The sequence below is a fragment of the Salinisphaera orenii subsp. orenii MK-B5 genome, from assembly GCF_003788635.1.
Lineage (GTDB): Bacteria > Pseudomonadota > Gammaproteobacteria > Nevskiales > Salinisphaeraceae > Salinisphaera > Salinisphaera orenii.
This window is the reverse complement of the sequence record NZ_AYKH01000041.1, coordinates 101,153-115,645: the sequence shown is the minus strand read 5'-3', so window position 1 is coordinate 115,645 and position 14,493 is coordinate 101,153. Positions and strand designations below refer to the sequence as shown.

13 protein-coding genes are annotated in these 14,493 nt (G+C 66.5%); 11 read left to right on the top strand and 2 right to left on the bottom strand.

Annotation, left to right across the window (positions count from 1 at the left end; translation table 11 throughout):
* Positions 1-14 precede the first annotated feature (14 nt).
* The 4 genes from SAOR_RS14390 to SAOR_RS14375 are packed head-to-tail and all read left to right on the top strand — an operon-like array spanning position 15 to position 3,308.
* Entirely contained in the window at positions 15-872 is an 858-nt protein-coding gene (locus tag SAOR_RS14390) for a branched-chain amino acid ABC transporter permease (protein ID WP_123632037.1), read from the top strand.
* A complete protein-coding gene (locus tag SAOR_RS14385) occupies positions 869-1,885 on the top strand; it encodes a branched-chain amino acid ABC transporter permease (RefSeq protein ID WP_123632036.1) in 1,017 nt (338 codons plus the stop codon). Before SAOR_RS14390 ends, SAOR_RS14385 begins: the two co-directional genes overlap by 4 nt.
* Positions 1,882-2,604 (top strand): ATP-binding cassette domain-containing protein, encoded by a 723-nt coding sequence (locus tag SAOR_RS14380; RefSeq protein ID WP_123632077.1) that lies wholly within the window; start codon positions 1,882-1,884, stop codon positions 2,602-2,604. The genes SAOR_RS14385 and SAOR_RS14380 overlap by 4 nt, the downstream gene beginning before the upstream one ends.
* Positions 2,601-3,308 carry an ABC transporter ATP-binding protein gene (locus tag SAOR_RS14375; protein ID WP_123632035.1) on the top strand — a complete coding sequence of 236 codons (708 nt, stop codon included), beginning with the start codon at positions 2,601-2,603 and terminating at the stop codon, positions 3,306-3,308. The genes SAOR_RS14380 and SAOR_RS14375 overlap by 4 nt, the downstream gene beginning before the upstream one ends.
* 746 nt (positions 3,309-4,054) lie before the next feature.
* Here SAOR_RS14375 and SAOR_RS14370 read toward each other — a convergent pair.
* Positions 4,055-5,803, bottom strand: coding sequence for an acyl-CoA dehydrogenase (locus tag SAOR_RS14370; RefSeq protein ID WP_123632034.1), 1,749 nt, complete (start codon positions 5,801-5,803; stop codon positions 4,055-4,057).
* Between the two features lie 330 nt (positions 5,804-6,133).
* On the opposite strand from SAOR_RS14370, the gene SAOR_RS14365 reads away from it, so the two are divergent.
* Genes SAOR_RS14365 through SAOR_RS14345 form a run of 5 tightly spaced genes read left to right on the top strand, consistent with a single transcriptional unit; the run spans position 6,134 to position 12,058 of the window.
* Positions 6,134-7,102 carry a lysylphosphatidylglycerol synthase transmembrane domain-containing protein gene (locus tag SAOR_RS14365; RefSeq protein WP_185015708.1) on the top strand — a complete coding sequence of 323 codons (969 nt, stop codon included), beginning with the start codon at positions 6,134-6,136 and terminating at the stop codon, positions 7,100-7,102.
* Positions 7,102-8,532 carry a UbiA family prenyltransferase gene (locus SAOR_RS14360; RefSeq protein WP_123632032.1) on the top strand — a complete coding sequence of 477 codons (1,431 nt, stop codon included), beginning with the start codon at positions 7,102-7,104 and terminating at the stop codon, positions 8,530-8,532. Before SAOR_RS14365 ends, SAOR_RS14360 begins: the two co-directional genes overlap by 1 nt.
* 9 nt (positions 8,533-8,541) lie before the next feature.
* A complete protein-coding gene (locus SAOR_RS14355; RefSeq protein WP_123632031.1) occupies positions 8,542-9,861 on the top strand; it encodes an FAD-binding oxidoreductase in 1,320 nt (439 codons plus the stop codon).
* Positions 9,858-10,595 (top strand): SDR family oxidoreductase, encoded by a 738-nt coding sequence (locus tag SAOR_RS14350; RefSeq protein WP_123590083.1) that lies wholly within the window; start codon positions 9,858-9,860, stop codon positions 10,593-10,595. The genes SAOR_RS14355 and SAOR_RS14350 overlap by 4 nt, the downstream gene beginning before the upstream one ends.
* A gap of 2 nt (positions 10,596-10,597) precedes the next feature.
* Positions 10,598-12,058, top strand: a complete 1,461-nt coding sequence (locus SAOR_RS14345; protein WP_123632030.1) for a glycosyltransferase family protein — start codon at positions 10,598-10,600, stop codon at positions 12,056-12,058.
* A gap of 382 nt (positions 12,059-12,440) precedes the next feature.
* Here the strand turns inward: SAOR_RS14345 and SAOR_RS14340 are convergent, their stop codons facing one another.
* Entirely contained in the window at positions 12,441-13,187 is a 747-nt protein-coding gene (locus SAOR_RS14340; protein WP_123632029.1) for a phosphatase PAP2 family protein, read from the bottom strand.
* A gap of 248 nt (positions 13,188-13,435) precedes the next feature.
* Here SAOR_RS14340 and SAOR_RS14335 point away from each other — a divergent pair, with 248 nt between their 5' ends.
* Positions 13,436-14,185 (top strand): glycosyltransferase family 2 protein, encoded by a 750-nt coding sequence (locus tag SAOR_RS14335; protein WP_185015707.1) that lies wholly within the window; start codon positions 13,436-13,438, stop codon positions 14,183-14,185.
* On the top strand, positions 14,178-14,477 hold the full coding sequence (locus SAOR_RS14330) for a lipid-A-disaccharide synthase N-terminal domain-containing protein (protein ID WP_221180010.1): 300 nt from the start codon (positions 14,178-14,180) through the stop codon (positions 14,475-14,477). Before SAOR_RS14335 ends, SAOR_RS14330 begins: the two co-directional genes overlap by 8 nt.
* Positions 14,478-14,493: the final 16 nt, after the last annotated feature.

Genomic DNA, 14,493 nt, shown 5'->3' with positions numbered 1-14,493 from the left:
GTCACGGAGCCCCCATGCTCAATTCGCTACTCAGCATCGCGGTCGACCTGACGCTGATCACGCTCGTTCTGGCGCTGGCGGCCTTCGGGCTCGCCATCGTCTACGGGTTGGTCGGCGTCATCAACATGGGCCACGGTGCCCTGCTCACGCTCGGCGCCTATCTCACCTGGCAGGCCACCGCCTGGCAGATACCCTTCCCGCTCGCGGTGCTATTCGCCGCGTGTGGTGTATGCGTGATCGGGCTAATCTTCGAGCATCTGGTGATTCGCCATTTCTATGAGCGCCCGTTCGATACGCTGCTGCTGACCTGGGCGTTCTTCATGATCGTCACCGAGGTCATCAAGATCGTGTTCGGTACCGATCTGCGCACCGTCTCGAACCCCCTGCCCGGCGCGATCGATCTGGGCGGCGTGCGAGTCCCGGTCTATCGCGCGACGGTCGCGCTGATCGCGGTCGGCGTGATCGGGGCGACGGCGTGGCTGTTCTATCGCACATCGCTGGGCATTCGCATTCGCGGGCTGATCCAGAACCGGGAGGTCGCCGGCCTGCTGGGGCTCAACATCTCGCTGACCTACAAGATCGTGTTCGGCATCGGCGCATTCATGGCCGGCCTGGCCGGTGGTTTGATCAGCCCGATGCTGAGCATCGATCCCTATATCGGCAACGTCTATCTGGTGCGTTCGTTCTTCGTCGTGCTCGTCGGCGGCATGGGCCAACTACTCAGCGGCACCCTCATCGGCAGCTTTTTCACCGGCGGTTCGGAAACGCTATTCGCGCTGTTTTCGAGCCAGGCGGTCGCCCAGACCGCGGTATTCGCGCTCGCGATTCTCATCCTCCGGTTTCGACCGAACGGCATTCTGAAAAACAAATGAGCCACGCCAACTCCACGATCAAACGCAGACCGCGGGCCGCACACTTCGGCGGCGAAAACGCGGCGGCGTTCGCCCTGCTGGCATTGCTGGTGGTTGCGCCGTTCGTCGCGGGCGACTATATCGCCTATATATTGCCTCAGTACATGCTTTACGGCCTGCTCGCGGTGTCGCTGGTGATGCTCTGGGGCGTGGTCGGCATCGTCAGCTTCGGCCAGGCCGCATTCTTCGCCATCGGCGCCTACGCCATGGGGCTGTGCATGGGACAGAGCGACCTCGGTTTCAACTCCGGCTATGCCGGCCTGGCGAGTGGCGCCCTCGCAGGCGGCCTGTTGGCCGGGGTGACCGGCTGGTTCCTGTTCAGTGCCGGAGTCAAGGCGACCTATTTCGTGTTGATCACGCTCGCACTGTCGATCATTACCGAGCAGGTTGCCGTGAGCCAGTCCCAGCTCACCGGCGGCTTCAACGGCATGTTCGTCAACCGCATGGCGCTTTCGCCCTTCGAGGGCGGCGCGATCGCCGGCGATATCGCCCTCTATTTCTTCGTGCTGGGCGTAGTGGCCGTGGTCTACGCGTTGCTGCGCTGGCTGATGGCGAGCAGCTTCGGCACTGTGCTCGCCGGCGTGCGCGAGAACGAGGACCGGCTAACGGCGCTGGGCTATCGCATCGATCAATACAAGACGCTTGCCTTCGCCCTGTCGGGTGCGATTGCGGGCCTGGCGGGTGCGCTTTATGCCACAACCGCCAGCTTCGTGTCGCCCTCGCTCGCCGGGGTGCTGTTCTCGACACAGGTCGTCGTATGGGTCGCAATCGGCGGGCGGTCCTCACTGCTGGGCGGGCTCGTCGGGGCGATGGTCGTGGCCACTGCCTCGAACTACCTCAGTGCAACCATGCCGCAGTACTGGCAGCTGATTCTGGGCGTGGCCTTCATGCTCGTGATCATTTTCTTCAAAGACGGGTTCGCGGGCATGTTCGCGCGCCTGGGCCAGCGGTTGCGTCCGCGGGAGGTGTCATGAGCGCGCTGCTGCAGACCCAGGGGCTGGGCAAGACTTTCCGCGGCCTGGCGGCTAACGCGGATATCGACTTCGCGATCGAGCCACGCTCGATACATTGCGTGATCGGGCCCAACGGCGCCGGCAAGACGACCTTTCTGAGCATGATCTCGGGCCATCTCGCGCCGAGTAGCGGCCGCATCTTCTATAACAACGCGGACATCACCCGGCTGGCGACGGTAGCCCGCGCGCGATCCGGCATTGCCCGCAAGTTTCAGACGCCGTCCGTCTTCCATGGTTTGACCACTCGTACGAATATCGAACTGGCCGCCCTGCGCGGCTCGGGCAGCCGGGGTGAGCGGCGCGCGCGTATCGACGAAGTGCTGGAGACCATCGGGCTCAGCGCGCAGGCGCAGCGGCTCGCCGCACACCTGTCGCACGGGCAGCGGCAATGGCTCGAGATCGGCATGCTCCTCGCGATGCAGGCCAAGGTGCTGCTGCTCGACGAACCGGCGGCGGGCATGACTGCGGGCGAGACCGCGGCCACGGGCGCCCTCCTTCAGAAGCTGGTGGCCGAACGGGGATTGGCCATCATCGTGATCGAGCACAACATGGATTTCATCCGCGACCTCGACGCCGAGATCACCGTGCTGCATCTCGGACGGGTGATCGCGAACGGCCGTTTCGATGAAATCGCGGCCGATCCGCGCGTTGCGGACGTCTATCTTGGACAGCAGGCATGAAGCTCGAACTCGACCACGTCAGCGCCGGCTACGGCGACATCGGTGTGCTGCGCGATGTCAGCGTCAGCGCGGAGTCCGGCAGCGTGCTGGGCATCGCCGGACGCAACGGGATGGGCAAATCGACGCTGATACGCACGATGGCCGGGCTGATCACGCCAAGCGCGGGCACGGTCATTCTCGACGGCGTCGATGTCACCCGCGAGCCGTCGCACGCGCGTGCTCGCCGCGGTCTCACGACGATCGTCCAGGGCCGCGGCATCTTCGCCAACCTGAGCGTGCGCGAACACCTGACGATGGGCCGCGTCGCCGGCCAGCGCGGCAAGCGCGACCGCCTCGCCGAAGTGCTGTCGTATTTTCCGCGCCTCGAGGAGCGGCTGCGTCAGCGCGCGGGCACGCTCAGCGGCGGCGAGCAGCAGATGCTCGCAATCGGTACCGGACTGATGACCGACCCGAACGTGATGCTCCTCGACGAGCCCTCCGACGGCATCATGCCCACGCTTGTCGAACAAATCGGCGTGCAGCTGCGCGAGATCAACCGGCGCGAGAGCATGACGATCGTTGTGGTGGAGCAGAATCTGCCCATGATCTTTGCCATGGCCGACCGCTGCGTGGTGCTGGAAAACGGTACGGTCGTGCTCGAAGGCGACGCCGAGCAGTTGGCTGCCGAGGGTTCTGTGCACAAGCATCTCGCGTTGGCAGAGTAGCTGCGGACTGCTCACTAGCTTGATTACCCAGACCAGCGGCTAAAGATGTGCTAGCGCATTTGTTCTGTATAGGCCAGCATAATGCACGGCCTGTATCCTAGCCGAGCGCCAAAAGGGATAACGATACCGTGAAGGTCATGGCCGGTCAGCCATCACGCCGCACGCTCGTCTCATGACGGGACCACGTCGTAAGCGTGCGCCATCGCGACCCAAGTGACAGCGGCCGTCTGATCGATAACGACCAGGTGGACCGGCATTGCAGAGCACTTGTGGGCCAAACCGCGACTGGCAAGCTCAGACGACATCCGGATACCGCTGTTTAGTCACGCTCACCGTAGAGGTTTACACGTAAGGCCCTCACGATTGCGAAATCGGCACGAGATCTCTCGGGGGCGTCTGCCGCCGAGCTGGTTGTCCAGACGTCGCGCGAGTTGGGCCGGGCATCGCAGGACTGATGCACAATCTGCGTTTGATTAGGCGCAGCATGGATATCGCGCTTCATATCGTGATCCGATTTCCTATCCGGCCGCTGAGTTGTTTACTTTTGCATCTTGATCGATAGCCATTGATCCGCCCGTCAAGTAACTATCGCCAATCTGAGGTCAGATGAATCCGCCGTGCCTCGGCTAGATTGGCCACGAGCTATCACACATAGTAGGCAGAGAATAGACATTCGACATGACTGTTCCTGCTCATGCGAACTTAGTCCCCCGCTAAGAGACTCTCACTAAAAAGCAGAAAATACGCTAGAGATGCCGCGCGGCGTCCACCGTGTCGATCGCATCCGCCCCGCCCTCGATTCGGGCGGCGTAGCCGCGGGCGTCGGGCAGAACCTGACGCACGTAGAAGCGCGCGCAGGCCTGACGGGCTTCGTAGAAGTCGGTCTCGTCGGTGCCCGCAGCCAGGGCGGCTTGGGCCACATCCGCGATGCGCGCGGCGTACCAGGCGCCGACCACGGTCCCGCAGAGCATGAGGTAGTTGAAGGCGTTGGCCATCGCCGCGTCGCGGCCGGCGGCCAGCAGCGTGTCCGTGGCCTGTTCCAGCAGATCGAGACCTTCAGCCAGAGCCGGATGTGGGTTGGCGCCATCGGCGCGGCCGTCGGCGGTCGCCCGCATGTCGGCGATCAGCGCGCGCATGCCGCGGCCTTCGTCGCGCAGGAGCTTGCGGCCGACCAGGTCGATCGCCTGGATGCCGTTGGTGCCTTCGTAGATGGGCGCGATACGTACGTCGCGCAGCGGCTGGGCGGCGCCGGTCTCCTCGATATAGCCCATGCCGCCGTGGATCTGGATGCCGGTGTCGGCCAGCGACACACCGAGCTCGGTACCCCAGCCCTTGACGATGGGGGTGAGCACGTCGACCCGGGTCTGGGCGGCGGCGCGCTCGGCGTCGTCATCGCTGCGCTCGGCGACGTCCATGGCCGCGGCCGAATCCAGGCACAGGGCGCGCAGGACGTCGATGCGGCTGCGCATCGACAGCAGCATGCGCTTGACGTCGGCGTGCTCGACGATCGCGGCGCCGCCCTGCTCGCGTTCGCGCGCGTGGGCCAGGGCCTGCTGATAGGCGCGGTCGGCCACGCCCAGGCCCTGCACACCCATCTTGTGGCGCGCGGCGTTCATCATCGTGAACATATGCGCCAGGCCGCGGTTGGCCTCGCCGACGAGCCAGCCGAGCGCGCCCCGGCCGTCCTCGCCGTAGGTCATGGTGCAGGTCGGGCAGGCGTGGATGCCGAGCTTGTGCTCGACCGAGGCACAGCGCATGTCGTTGCGCTCGCCGGGATTGCCGTCGGCATCGGGAATATACTTCGGCACCAGAAACAGCGAGATGCCCTTCACGCCGGCGGGCGCGTCGGGCAGCCGCGCGAGCACCAAGTGCACGATGTTGCCGGCCATGTCGTGCTCGCCCCAGGTGATGTAGATCTTCTGGCCGAACAGGCGCCAGGCCTCGCCGTCGGGCTCGGCGCGGGTGCGCACCTGCGCGAGATCGGAGCCGGCCTGCGGCTCGGTGAGGTCCATGCAGCCGGTCCATTCCCCGGAGACGAGCCTGTCGAGATAGACCGCCTTCAGATCATCGCTACCATGATGAGCGAGCGCATCGACCGCGCTGGCGGTGAGCAGCGGACACAGCGCGAACGACATGTTGGCGGCGTTCCAGAGTTCGGTCGTCGCCGCGCCCAGCACCCGTGGCATGCCCATGCCGCCGTGCTCGGGATCGCCGGTCAGGCCGTTCCAGCCGGCCTCGACGAACCGGTCGTAGGCATCGGCGAAGCCGGACGCGCTGGTCACGCCGTCGGCCGACCAGTCCACGCCCTCGGCGTCGCCGCTGGCGTTCAGCGGCGCCAGCACCGACGAGGCGAACCGCCCGGCTTCGTCGACGATCGCCGAGATCGTGTCTGGCTCGTAGTCGTCGCAGTCGGGCAGGCCGCGGATGTGCGCGTCGTCGAGCACTTCCGTCAGCATGAACATGAGATCGCGGGTGGGCGCGTGATAATCGGCCATGGCTCTGCCCTCGGATGCATCGGTTGAAGCGCCGCACCGCGGCGCGCCGGGCGCCTCATGATATGGGTAACGATAATTACCCGAGCGGTCGACGTGCGCCGTCCGACCCCGGTCCGCGTCGCGCGCACCCGGGGTACGCCCGGATGCGTGTATTGCAGCGACCGACCCGGTTTACGCTATGCTCTGCTACCGACGCGCGCGTGTACGGCACGGGATGGGGTGGCACGCCGCGGTCGAGTGACATCGTGGAGACGGCCCGCATCGGCCGTCAGCCCCGGCGGTCACGCGCCCTGCGGCGCGGGGCCTCGTCAACCAACCGAAGGCGTCGCATTGCCCCGTCCACGCACCATCGTTTTCTCGCTCTGTCTGGCGGCCCTGCTCTACGCGACCGTGGTCGCCGGCATCGACACCGAACGCACAATCGCCGCCGTGGGCCGGCTCGACGGGCGCTGGTGGCTGCTCATCCTGGCGCTGTCGCTGATCAACTATGCGCTGCGCTTCGTGCGCTGGCACGGCTATCTGCGCTGGCTGGGCAACCGTATTCATCCCGGCCGGCACGCGCTGATCTACATCGCCGGATTCGCCCTCACGACGACCCCCGGCAAGGCCGGCGAGGGCATGCGCTCGATCTATCTCGCGCGTCTGGGCGTGCCCTACCCGCACAGCCTCGCCGCCTTCTTCGCCGAACGCTTTCTGGACCTGCTCACCATCGCGATGCTGTCGATGCTGGTGCTGATCGCCTTCTCGGGCTACGTGCTGTGGGTGATCGCGCCGCTCGCGGTGCTCGCCGGCCTGCTCGTGGCCATTCGTCAGCGGCGCCTGCTGGAGGCCATGAAACGGCGCTACGCCACGCCCGAAACCCGTGTCGCCCGGCTCATGCACGGGCTGGTCTCGGCCTGGGATCAGGCCTTCGCGCTGCTCGGCGACCGGCCGCTGTATGCGGGTCTGGCGCTCGGGCTGGTGGCCTGGGCCGCCGAAGGCGTATCCGTCTACGTCATCGCCCACGGTCTCGGGCTGGAACTGGCCGTGGAGACGGCCATCGGGATCTACGCGGTGAGCATGCTCGTCGGTGCGCTGTCGTTCGTGCCCGGCGGGCTGGGCGGCACCGAAGCGGTGATGGCGCTGCTGCTCAAGCTCTCCGGCGCGGGCGGCGCGCTGGCCATCGCCATCACCCTTATCGCGCGCATCGCCACGCTGTGGTTCGCCGTGCTGCTCGGGCTGATCGCCATGCTCGGTCTGGAAATCGACCGGCGCCGCCATCCGGAGTCCGCGCCGATATCGTCCGAAGGAAAACGCTGATGTCCGATTCGCAATCCGCGCCGCCGCTGGTCGTCGACCTCGACGGCACCCTGGTCAACAGCGATCTGCTGGTGGAGTCCGCCTTCGTGCTCGCCAAGCGCTCGCCGCAGAGCCTGCTGAATCTGCCGGGCTGGCTGCGCGGGGGCAAGGCCCGGCTGAAGGCCGAGATCGCCCGGCGCGCCGATCTCGGTATCGCCGAGCTGCCCTACAACGAGGCGCTGATCGCCTATCTGCGCGGGCAGAAGGAAACCGGCCGCACGCTGATTCTCGCCACCGCGGCCAACGAGCGCTACGCCCGGGCCGTGGCCGATCATCTGGGCCTGTTCGACACGGTGCTGGCCAGCGACGACCAGACCAATCTCAGCGGTCAGGCCAAGCTGGACGCGCTGCGGGCGCATCTGGACGGCGGCGCCTTCGACTACGCGGCCGACGATGACGTCGACACCGTGATCTGGCGGCATGCGCGCCAGGCCATCCTGGTCAACGCCAACGACCGGCTGATCGCACGTACCCGCGACGAATTCGAGATCGGCGCGACCTTCCACGCCGAGCCCGCCGACTGGCGGACCTGGACACGCGCGCTCCGGGTGCATCAGTGGGCCAAGAACGCGCTGATCTTCGTGCCGCTGCTCGCCGCCCATCAGTACGCCGACGCCAGCATGCTGGTGATGGCCGTGCTGGCCTTCATCGCCTACAGCCTGCTGGCCTCCAGCGTCTATCTGCTCAACGATCTGGTCGATCTCGGCGACGACCGCCAGCATCCGCGCAAGCGCGAGCGCCCCTTTGCCTCCGGCCGGCTGCCGATCCTGCACGGCGTGCTCGCGATTCCCGCGCTGCTGCTGGCGACCCTGGTCATCGCCGTGTTCCTGCCGCCCGTCTTCTGGCTGGTGCTCGCGGCCTACTACGCGCTGACGCTGGCCTATTCGCTCGGCCTGAAGCAGCTCGCCCTGATCGACGTGATCACGCTGGCCAGTCTCTACACGCTGCGCATCATCGCCGGCGGCGCCGCCACCGGCATCGATCTGTCGTTCTGGCTGCTGGCGCTGTCGATGTCGCTGTTTCTGAGTCTGGCCATGGCCAAGCGCTGCACCGAGCTGCAGGTCATGGCCGATCATTCCGGCGACGCCCCGCTCGGCCGCGGCTACATGGCGACCGATCTGGCGCCGCTGCGCAGCCTGGGCACCGCGGCCGGCTACACCGCCGTCGTGATCCTCGCGCTCTACATCAACAGCCCCGACATCACCGACCACTACACGCATCCGGCCCGGATCTGGCTGCTGTGCCCGGTCGTGCTCTATTGGATCAGCCGGATCTGGCTGAAGACCCTGCGCGGGGAGATGCACGACGACCCGATCGTGTTCGCCGCCCGCGACAACGGCAGCCGCGTCTGCCTGCTGTTGGGCGCGGCGATCATGGTTCTGGCACTGTAGCGCCCCGCCATGGCCGATTCCGCCCACGCCTCCTGGGGCCGTTACCCCGCCAGCCGTCCGGCGGCGGTCACCCGCGCCACCGACCGCCATCGCGCCGTGCCGGAAGCGGCCACGCCGGTACTGGCCTACGGTAACGGCCGCAGCTACGGCGACAGCTGCCTGAACAACGGCGGCACGCTCGTCGAGACGCGCGGCCTGGACCGCTTCATCGCCTTCGACCCGGCCACCGGCGTGCTCGACTGCGAGGCCGGCGTGCTGCTGGCGGAGATCCTCGCGCTCGCGGTGCCGCAGGGCTGGTTTTTGCCGGTCACCCCGGGCACGCAGTACGTGACCGTCGGCGGCGCCATCGCCAATGACGTGCACGGCAAGAACCACCACGTTGCGGGCACCTTCGGCCGCCACGTGCACGAACTCGAACTGCGGCGCACCGACGGCGACTGCCTGCACTGCAGCCGCCAGCTCAACGCCGACTGGTTCGCGGCCACCGTGGGCGGGCTCGGGCTGACCGGGCTGGTCACCCGCGCGCGCATCGGCCTGCGCCGGATCGAAGGCCCGTACATGGACGTCGACACGCGCCGCTTCGACGACCTCGACACTTTTCTGAAGCTGTCCGCGGCCGCAGATGACGACCACGAATACACCGTGGCCTGGACAGACTGCACCGCCCGCGGCAGCGCCGTCGGGCGCGGCTGGTTCATGCAGGCCAACCACAAGCCGGCGCTGGGCCAGAAGCCCGATCCGCGTCGCCGCGGCGCGCCGGCGTTCCCGTTCACGACGCCGGTGTCGATGATCAACCGCGCCACGCTGCGGCCGCTGAACACGCTGTATTTCCATCGCCGCTGGCGCAGTGCCTGGCGCGACACCCAGCACTATCAGCCCTATTTCTATCCCCTGGACGGCATCCGGCACTGGAACCGCGCCTACGGGCCGACGGGGTTTCTGCAGTATCAGTGCGTGGTCCCGCACGCCGACGCCCGCGCCAGCATCACCGAGCTGCTGGAACGCATCGCCGCCGCCGGCGCCGGCTCGTTCCTGTCCGTGCTCAAGGTCTTCGGCGACGTCCCCTCGCCCGGTCTGATGTCGTTTCCGCGCCCGGGCGTGACCCTGGCGCTGGATTTTCCCAACCGGGGCCGACCCACTTTCGAGCTGCTCGACGCGCTGGACGGCGTGGTCATGGCCGCCGGCGGGGGGGTCTATCCGGCCAAAGACGCCCGCATGTCGGGCGCGGCCTTCCGCCAGTATTTCCCCGAATGGCGCCATTTCTCTTCGTACGTCGACCCCGGCGTATCCTCCAGTTTCTGGCGCCGCGTCATGGAAGAAGCGCAATGAGAAAGATCCTGATCGTGGGCGCGACCTCGGCCATCGCCGAACAGGCCGCGCGCCGCTTCGCCGCCGACGGCGACGCCCTGTTCCTGGTCGGCCGCCGCGCCGACCGGCTCGAGGCCGTGGCCGACGACCTGAAGGTGCGCGGCGCCCACACCACCGGCACCCACGTCATGGACGCCGACGACCTCGCCGCCCACGCGCCCATGCTCGACGCCGCCGAGGCCGCCCTCGGCGGACTGGACACGGTGCTCGTGGCCTACGGCACCCTGCCCGATCAGGCCGCCTGCGCCGCCGAACCGGCGACCGCGGTCGCGGCCTGGCACACCAACGCCGTGAGCCAGATCGCCCTGCTCACCGACGTCGCCAACCGCTTCGAGCGTCAGGGCCACGGCCTGATCGCCGCGATCTCCTCGGTGGCCGGCGACCGTGGCCGGGCCAGCAACTATGTCTACGGCAGCGCCAAGGCCGGGCTGAACGCCTTCCTCGACGGCCTGCGGCACCGACTGTTCGGTTCCGGCGTGCAGGTGCTGACGATCCGACCCGGCATGGTCGACACGCCCATGACCGCCGAATTCGACAAGGGCCCGCTGTTCGCCAGCCCCGAAAAGGTCGGCGGCGACATACACAAGGCCATCGGCAAGCGCCGCGCGGTCTGCTACACGCCCGGGTTCTGGTGGCTCATCATGACCGTCATCCAGTCTCTGCCGCGAGCAGTCTTCCACCGCACGCAGTTGTAGCCGTGGCAGCACCCGCGCGCCGGGCCGGGGCCCGCCCGGTCCTCTGGCTGATCGCGCTCTACGCGATCTCGCGGCTGGCCTTTCGCGCCGCGGGCGTGCGCTTCGACCTGCGGCCGCTGGACACCTCCTGGCAGATTCTCGACCCGGTCCTGCTGCGCCACGACCTGCTCGAAAGCCTGTTCTACATGCCGGGGCAGCCGCCGCTGTACAACCTGATGCTCGGCCTGGTGCTCAAGACGGGCGGCAACGACACGGTACTGGCGCTGCTCTTTCGCTGTCTGTACAGCGCCATGGCGCTGGCCACCGTGCTGCTGCTCTACGCGCTGATGCGGCGGCTGGGCGTGCGCGTGGCCATCGCCTTCTCGACGGCGCTGGTGTTCATGCTGACCCCGGCGCTCGTGCTCTACGAAGCCATTCCCTATTACACGCTGCCGATCCTCGTCCTGCTCGGCGGGATCGCGTGGCTGTTCCACGCCTGCATCGAACGTCCCGCCTTCGGCCGGCTCTGCGCCCTGTTCGCGGCCATGGCGGCGCTGATCTATCTGCGTTCGATGTTCCAGTGGCAATGGTTCGTGGTGCTGGCGCTCTTCTGTGCGCTGGTGCTGCCGGGCCACCGCCGCCAGGTGTTCGCCGCGGCCGCCATCCCGCTGCTGATCGTATTCGCGCTCTATGGCAAGAACCTCGCGATTACCGGGCATTTCGCGACCTCCGACTGGATGGGCATGAGCCTGTCCAAGCTCACGACGCTGGCCATCGATCACGACGAACGCGAACGGCTGGTCGCCGCCGGCGCGCTGTCGGAAATGGCCCTGCACGACGCGCCGTTCAAACCGCCCGAAGCCTATCCGTGGATATTCGACGACCTCGAGCCTACCGGCATTGCGGTGCTCGACCAGCGGCGCAAGTCCACCGGCCACGTCAACTTCAATCACATCGGCTACGCACAGGTCTCCCAGCAGGCGCTCGACGACGCCATGGCCTCGCTACGCCGGCACCCAGAGGCCTATCTGCGCTCGATGGGCACCGCCTGGCTGATGTTCCTGCGGCCCTCCAGCGACTACCCCTTCCTCGCCGACAACCGCGCCGACATCGCCCCCTACAGCCGGGCGTTCTCGCTCGTCCTCGCCGGTCAGCCGGTCTATCCCGAAGAGCCCGGCTTCGACCTGCAGCCCGGCCACATCGGCGTCCTCATCGCCCTCGGCTACGCACTGGCCGTCGGCTTCGGCCTGGTGCTGCTCGTGCGCTGCGCCATGCGACGGCGCATCTCCACCGCCGAAGCCACGCTCATCTTCCTGTGGCTGAACATCATGTACGTCAGCGTCATCGGCAACGCCTTCGAAGTCGACGAAAACCAGCGCTTCCGCTTCTCGGTCAATCCGTTCATTGCGGCAATGCTATCCGTACTGGCCGAGCGTGTTTCCGCGGCGATTCGTTCCCGGCGAGAGCGGGAACCGCACGTCTAATCGCCTCCGCTTAGCAGGCGATATGCTATTTCAGATGTCTTCCATAACTCGGCTTTCGGGGCGTCAGCTATCGGCCAGAAGCGGACCTTGTCACCATCGATTCGGCTAGCTTGCGATGCCTCTAGATGGGCCGCTACTCGATTGGGGTGCTCCAGAATGGGGCGCCCCAGAATGACGTGGATTCCACTTTGTGGTATTTGAAAGCCGCGAAGCAGGCTCACGTCGACTCCCAGATTAATTTGGCGGCGAAGCACGCCCAGGGAAGGGAATGAAAAAAACTCGGCGCAAGTCCGGCGATGGTTTACACGTGAAGTAATAGAGAGCTCTAATTCCCTCGTTTTCCCAGATAGTCCTGGGTCACCTTAAGAGAGTTCTATTCACATCAGCTCTGATTGACGCGGTCGCTCGCCTTGGCGAATCCGATACGAAAGACCGCATAGCTCACGAACCAGCACAGGCCCGCGCTGACCATGTCGTGTGACAGGAAATGCGCGCCGCGCAGCTCCTGTGCGAAACCGTAGGTGATGCCGACCACGATACCGGGTGCCAGCCACCAGATCGCCCGGCCCAGCGGATATTGACGGGCAAAGAAGAACAGCGCGAACAGGCAATAGCCGCCGGCGGCATGGCCGGCCGGAAAGCAGCCGCCGACTTCGCCGGGGTGCAGGGCATAAACCGCCGCGCCGGCGACGTCGCCGCCATAGCGCGACAGATCCCAGGGGCAGGGCAGCGCGAGCATATGCTTGCCCAGCGACACCAGCAGCAGGCTTGTGATCACCGCGATGCACAGGCAGACGAGCCCGCGCCGATAGGGGCGCAGCCGTTGGCTCCAGCTGCTCACCGCGGTCAGTGCGAGCAGGCCCACGCCCCAGGCGATGGAGAACCGTTGACCGTATTCGTGCAGCACCCGCGATGTCAGCCAGGCATAGCGCAAGTCCCAGTCGTCGCCTTCCAGCCGGAACAGCAGGTCGGCCCAGTAGCGATCGAGATCGAGCCCCTGGGTGATCAACAAGCCAAGCACCAGCGCCAGCAACGGGCAGACGAATAACGGGTCGTCCTGCCAGGGACGTGGCGTCCAGGCGGGATGACCGACAGCCGTTCGACGATCGGCGTGGGCGGGTTTGGACATGGCAACGAATCCTGGAAGCGGCTAACCCTAAAGAGCCTGGCCCGGGCCGCGTGCGGAAAACGTGGGTATGCCGTCACCACGGCGTCGGACCGCTCGTACGCGGTCTAGATCGCTGCAGAATTCACGAACCAACGAAAAACAAACGCAATGCCAACGGTCACGCGACCTGCGCTGTCGATAATTCGGTACAACGTAAATACTAAAGCGTGCCGCTCCTTGTGGGGCGGCACGCACGAGGATCGAAGCGTTTGCTTAATCGCGACTGCCGTACGCCGCCGTCCCTGGCCGTGGTCATCCCCTTCTACAACGAGCAGGACAGCGTAGCCGCGCTGCTTGCGGAGATTGATCGTGCGCTCGCCGGCCAGATCGACTACGAGCTGATCGCCGTAGACGACGGTTCGACCGACGATACGGCGGCCGTGCTGTCACTTGCCGCCGGGCGGGTCGCCGCGCTGCGTGTCGTGCGCCTGCCGCAGAACTGCGGCCAGAGCGCGGCGCTGGCCAACGGCATTCATGCCGCACGCGCGCCCTTGATCGCGACCCTCGACGGCGATGGCCAGAATCCGCCGGCCGATATCGCCCGCCTGGTCGACGCGTATCGAGAGCAGGCACACGCCGGCCGCTGTCTTGTAGTCGGCTGGCGCCGCCAACGCAACGACAGTGCCTTGCGACGACTGTCGTCGCGCGTGGCCAACGGCCTGCGCGGCGCGTTGTTGGGCGACGGCTGCCCGGATACGGGCTGTGGTCTCAAGGTCTTCGCCCGTGATGATTTTCTCGCGCTGCCGCGTTTTCGGCATATGCATCGTTTTCTGCCGGCGCTGTTCGTACGCGCGGGCACGCAGGTGATCAGCGTGCCGGTGGCGCATCGGCCGCGGCGCGCCGGGCGGTCGAAATACGGCGTGGGCAACCGGCTCTGGACCGGTTTGCTGGATATGGCCGGCGTGTACTGGCTGCAGCGGCGTGCCTGTCGTATCGAATATGAGGTGGATGATGTTTGACGCGCTACAGACCCAGGACATCGTGTGGATCGGGCTGGGCCTGGTCGGGCAGGCGCTGTTCTCGGCCCGCTTTCTGGTGCAATGGATCGCCAGCGAACGCCGGCGCCAGAGCCATATTCCGGTCGCATTCTGGTATTTGAGCATCGCCGGCGGAGTCACGCTGCTCACCTACGCGATCTATCGCGCCGACCCGGTGTTCATTCTCGGCCAGAGCACGGGCGTGTTCATCTATGCGCGCAACCTCTATCTCATTCGCGCGGGGCGGGCCGAATCGTCGCCGGCCGGGACATGAGCGTGGGATTTCGATT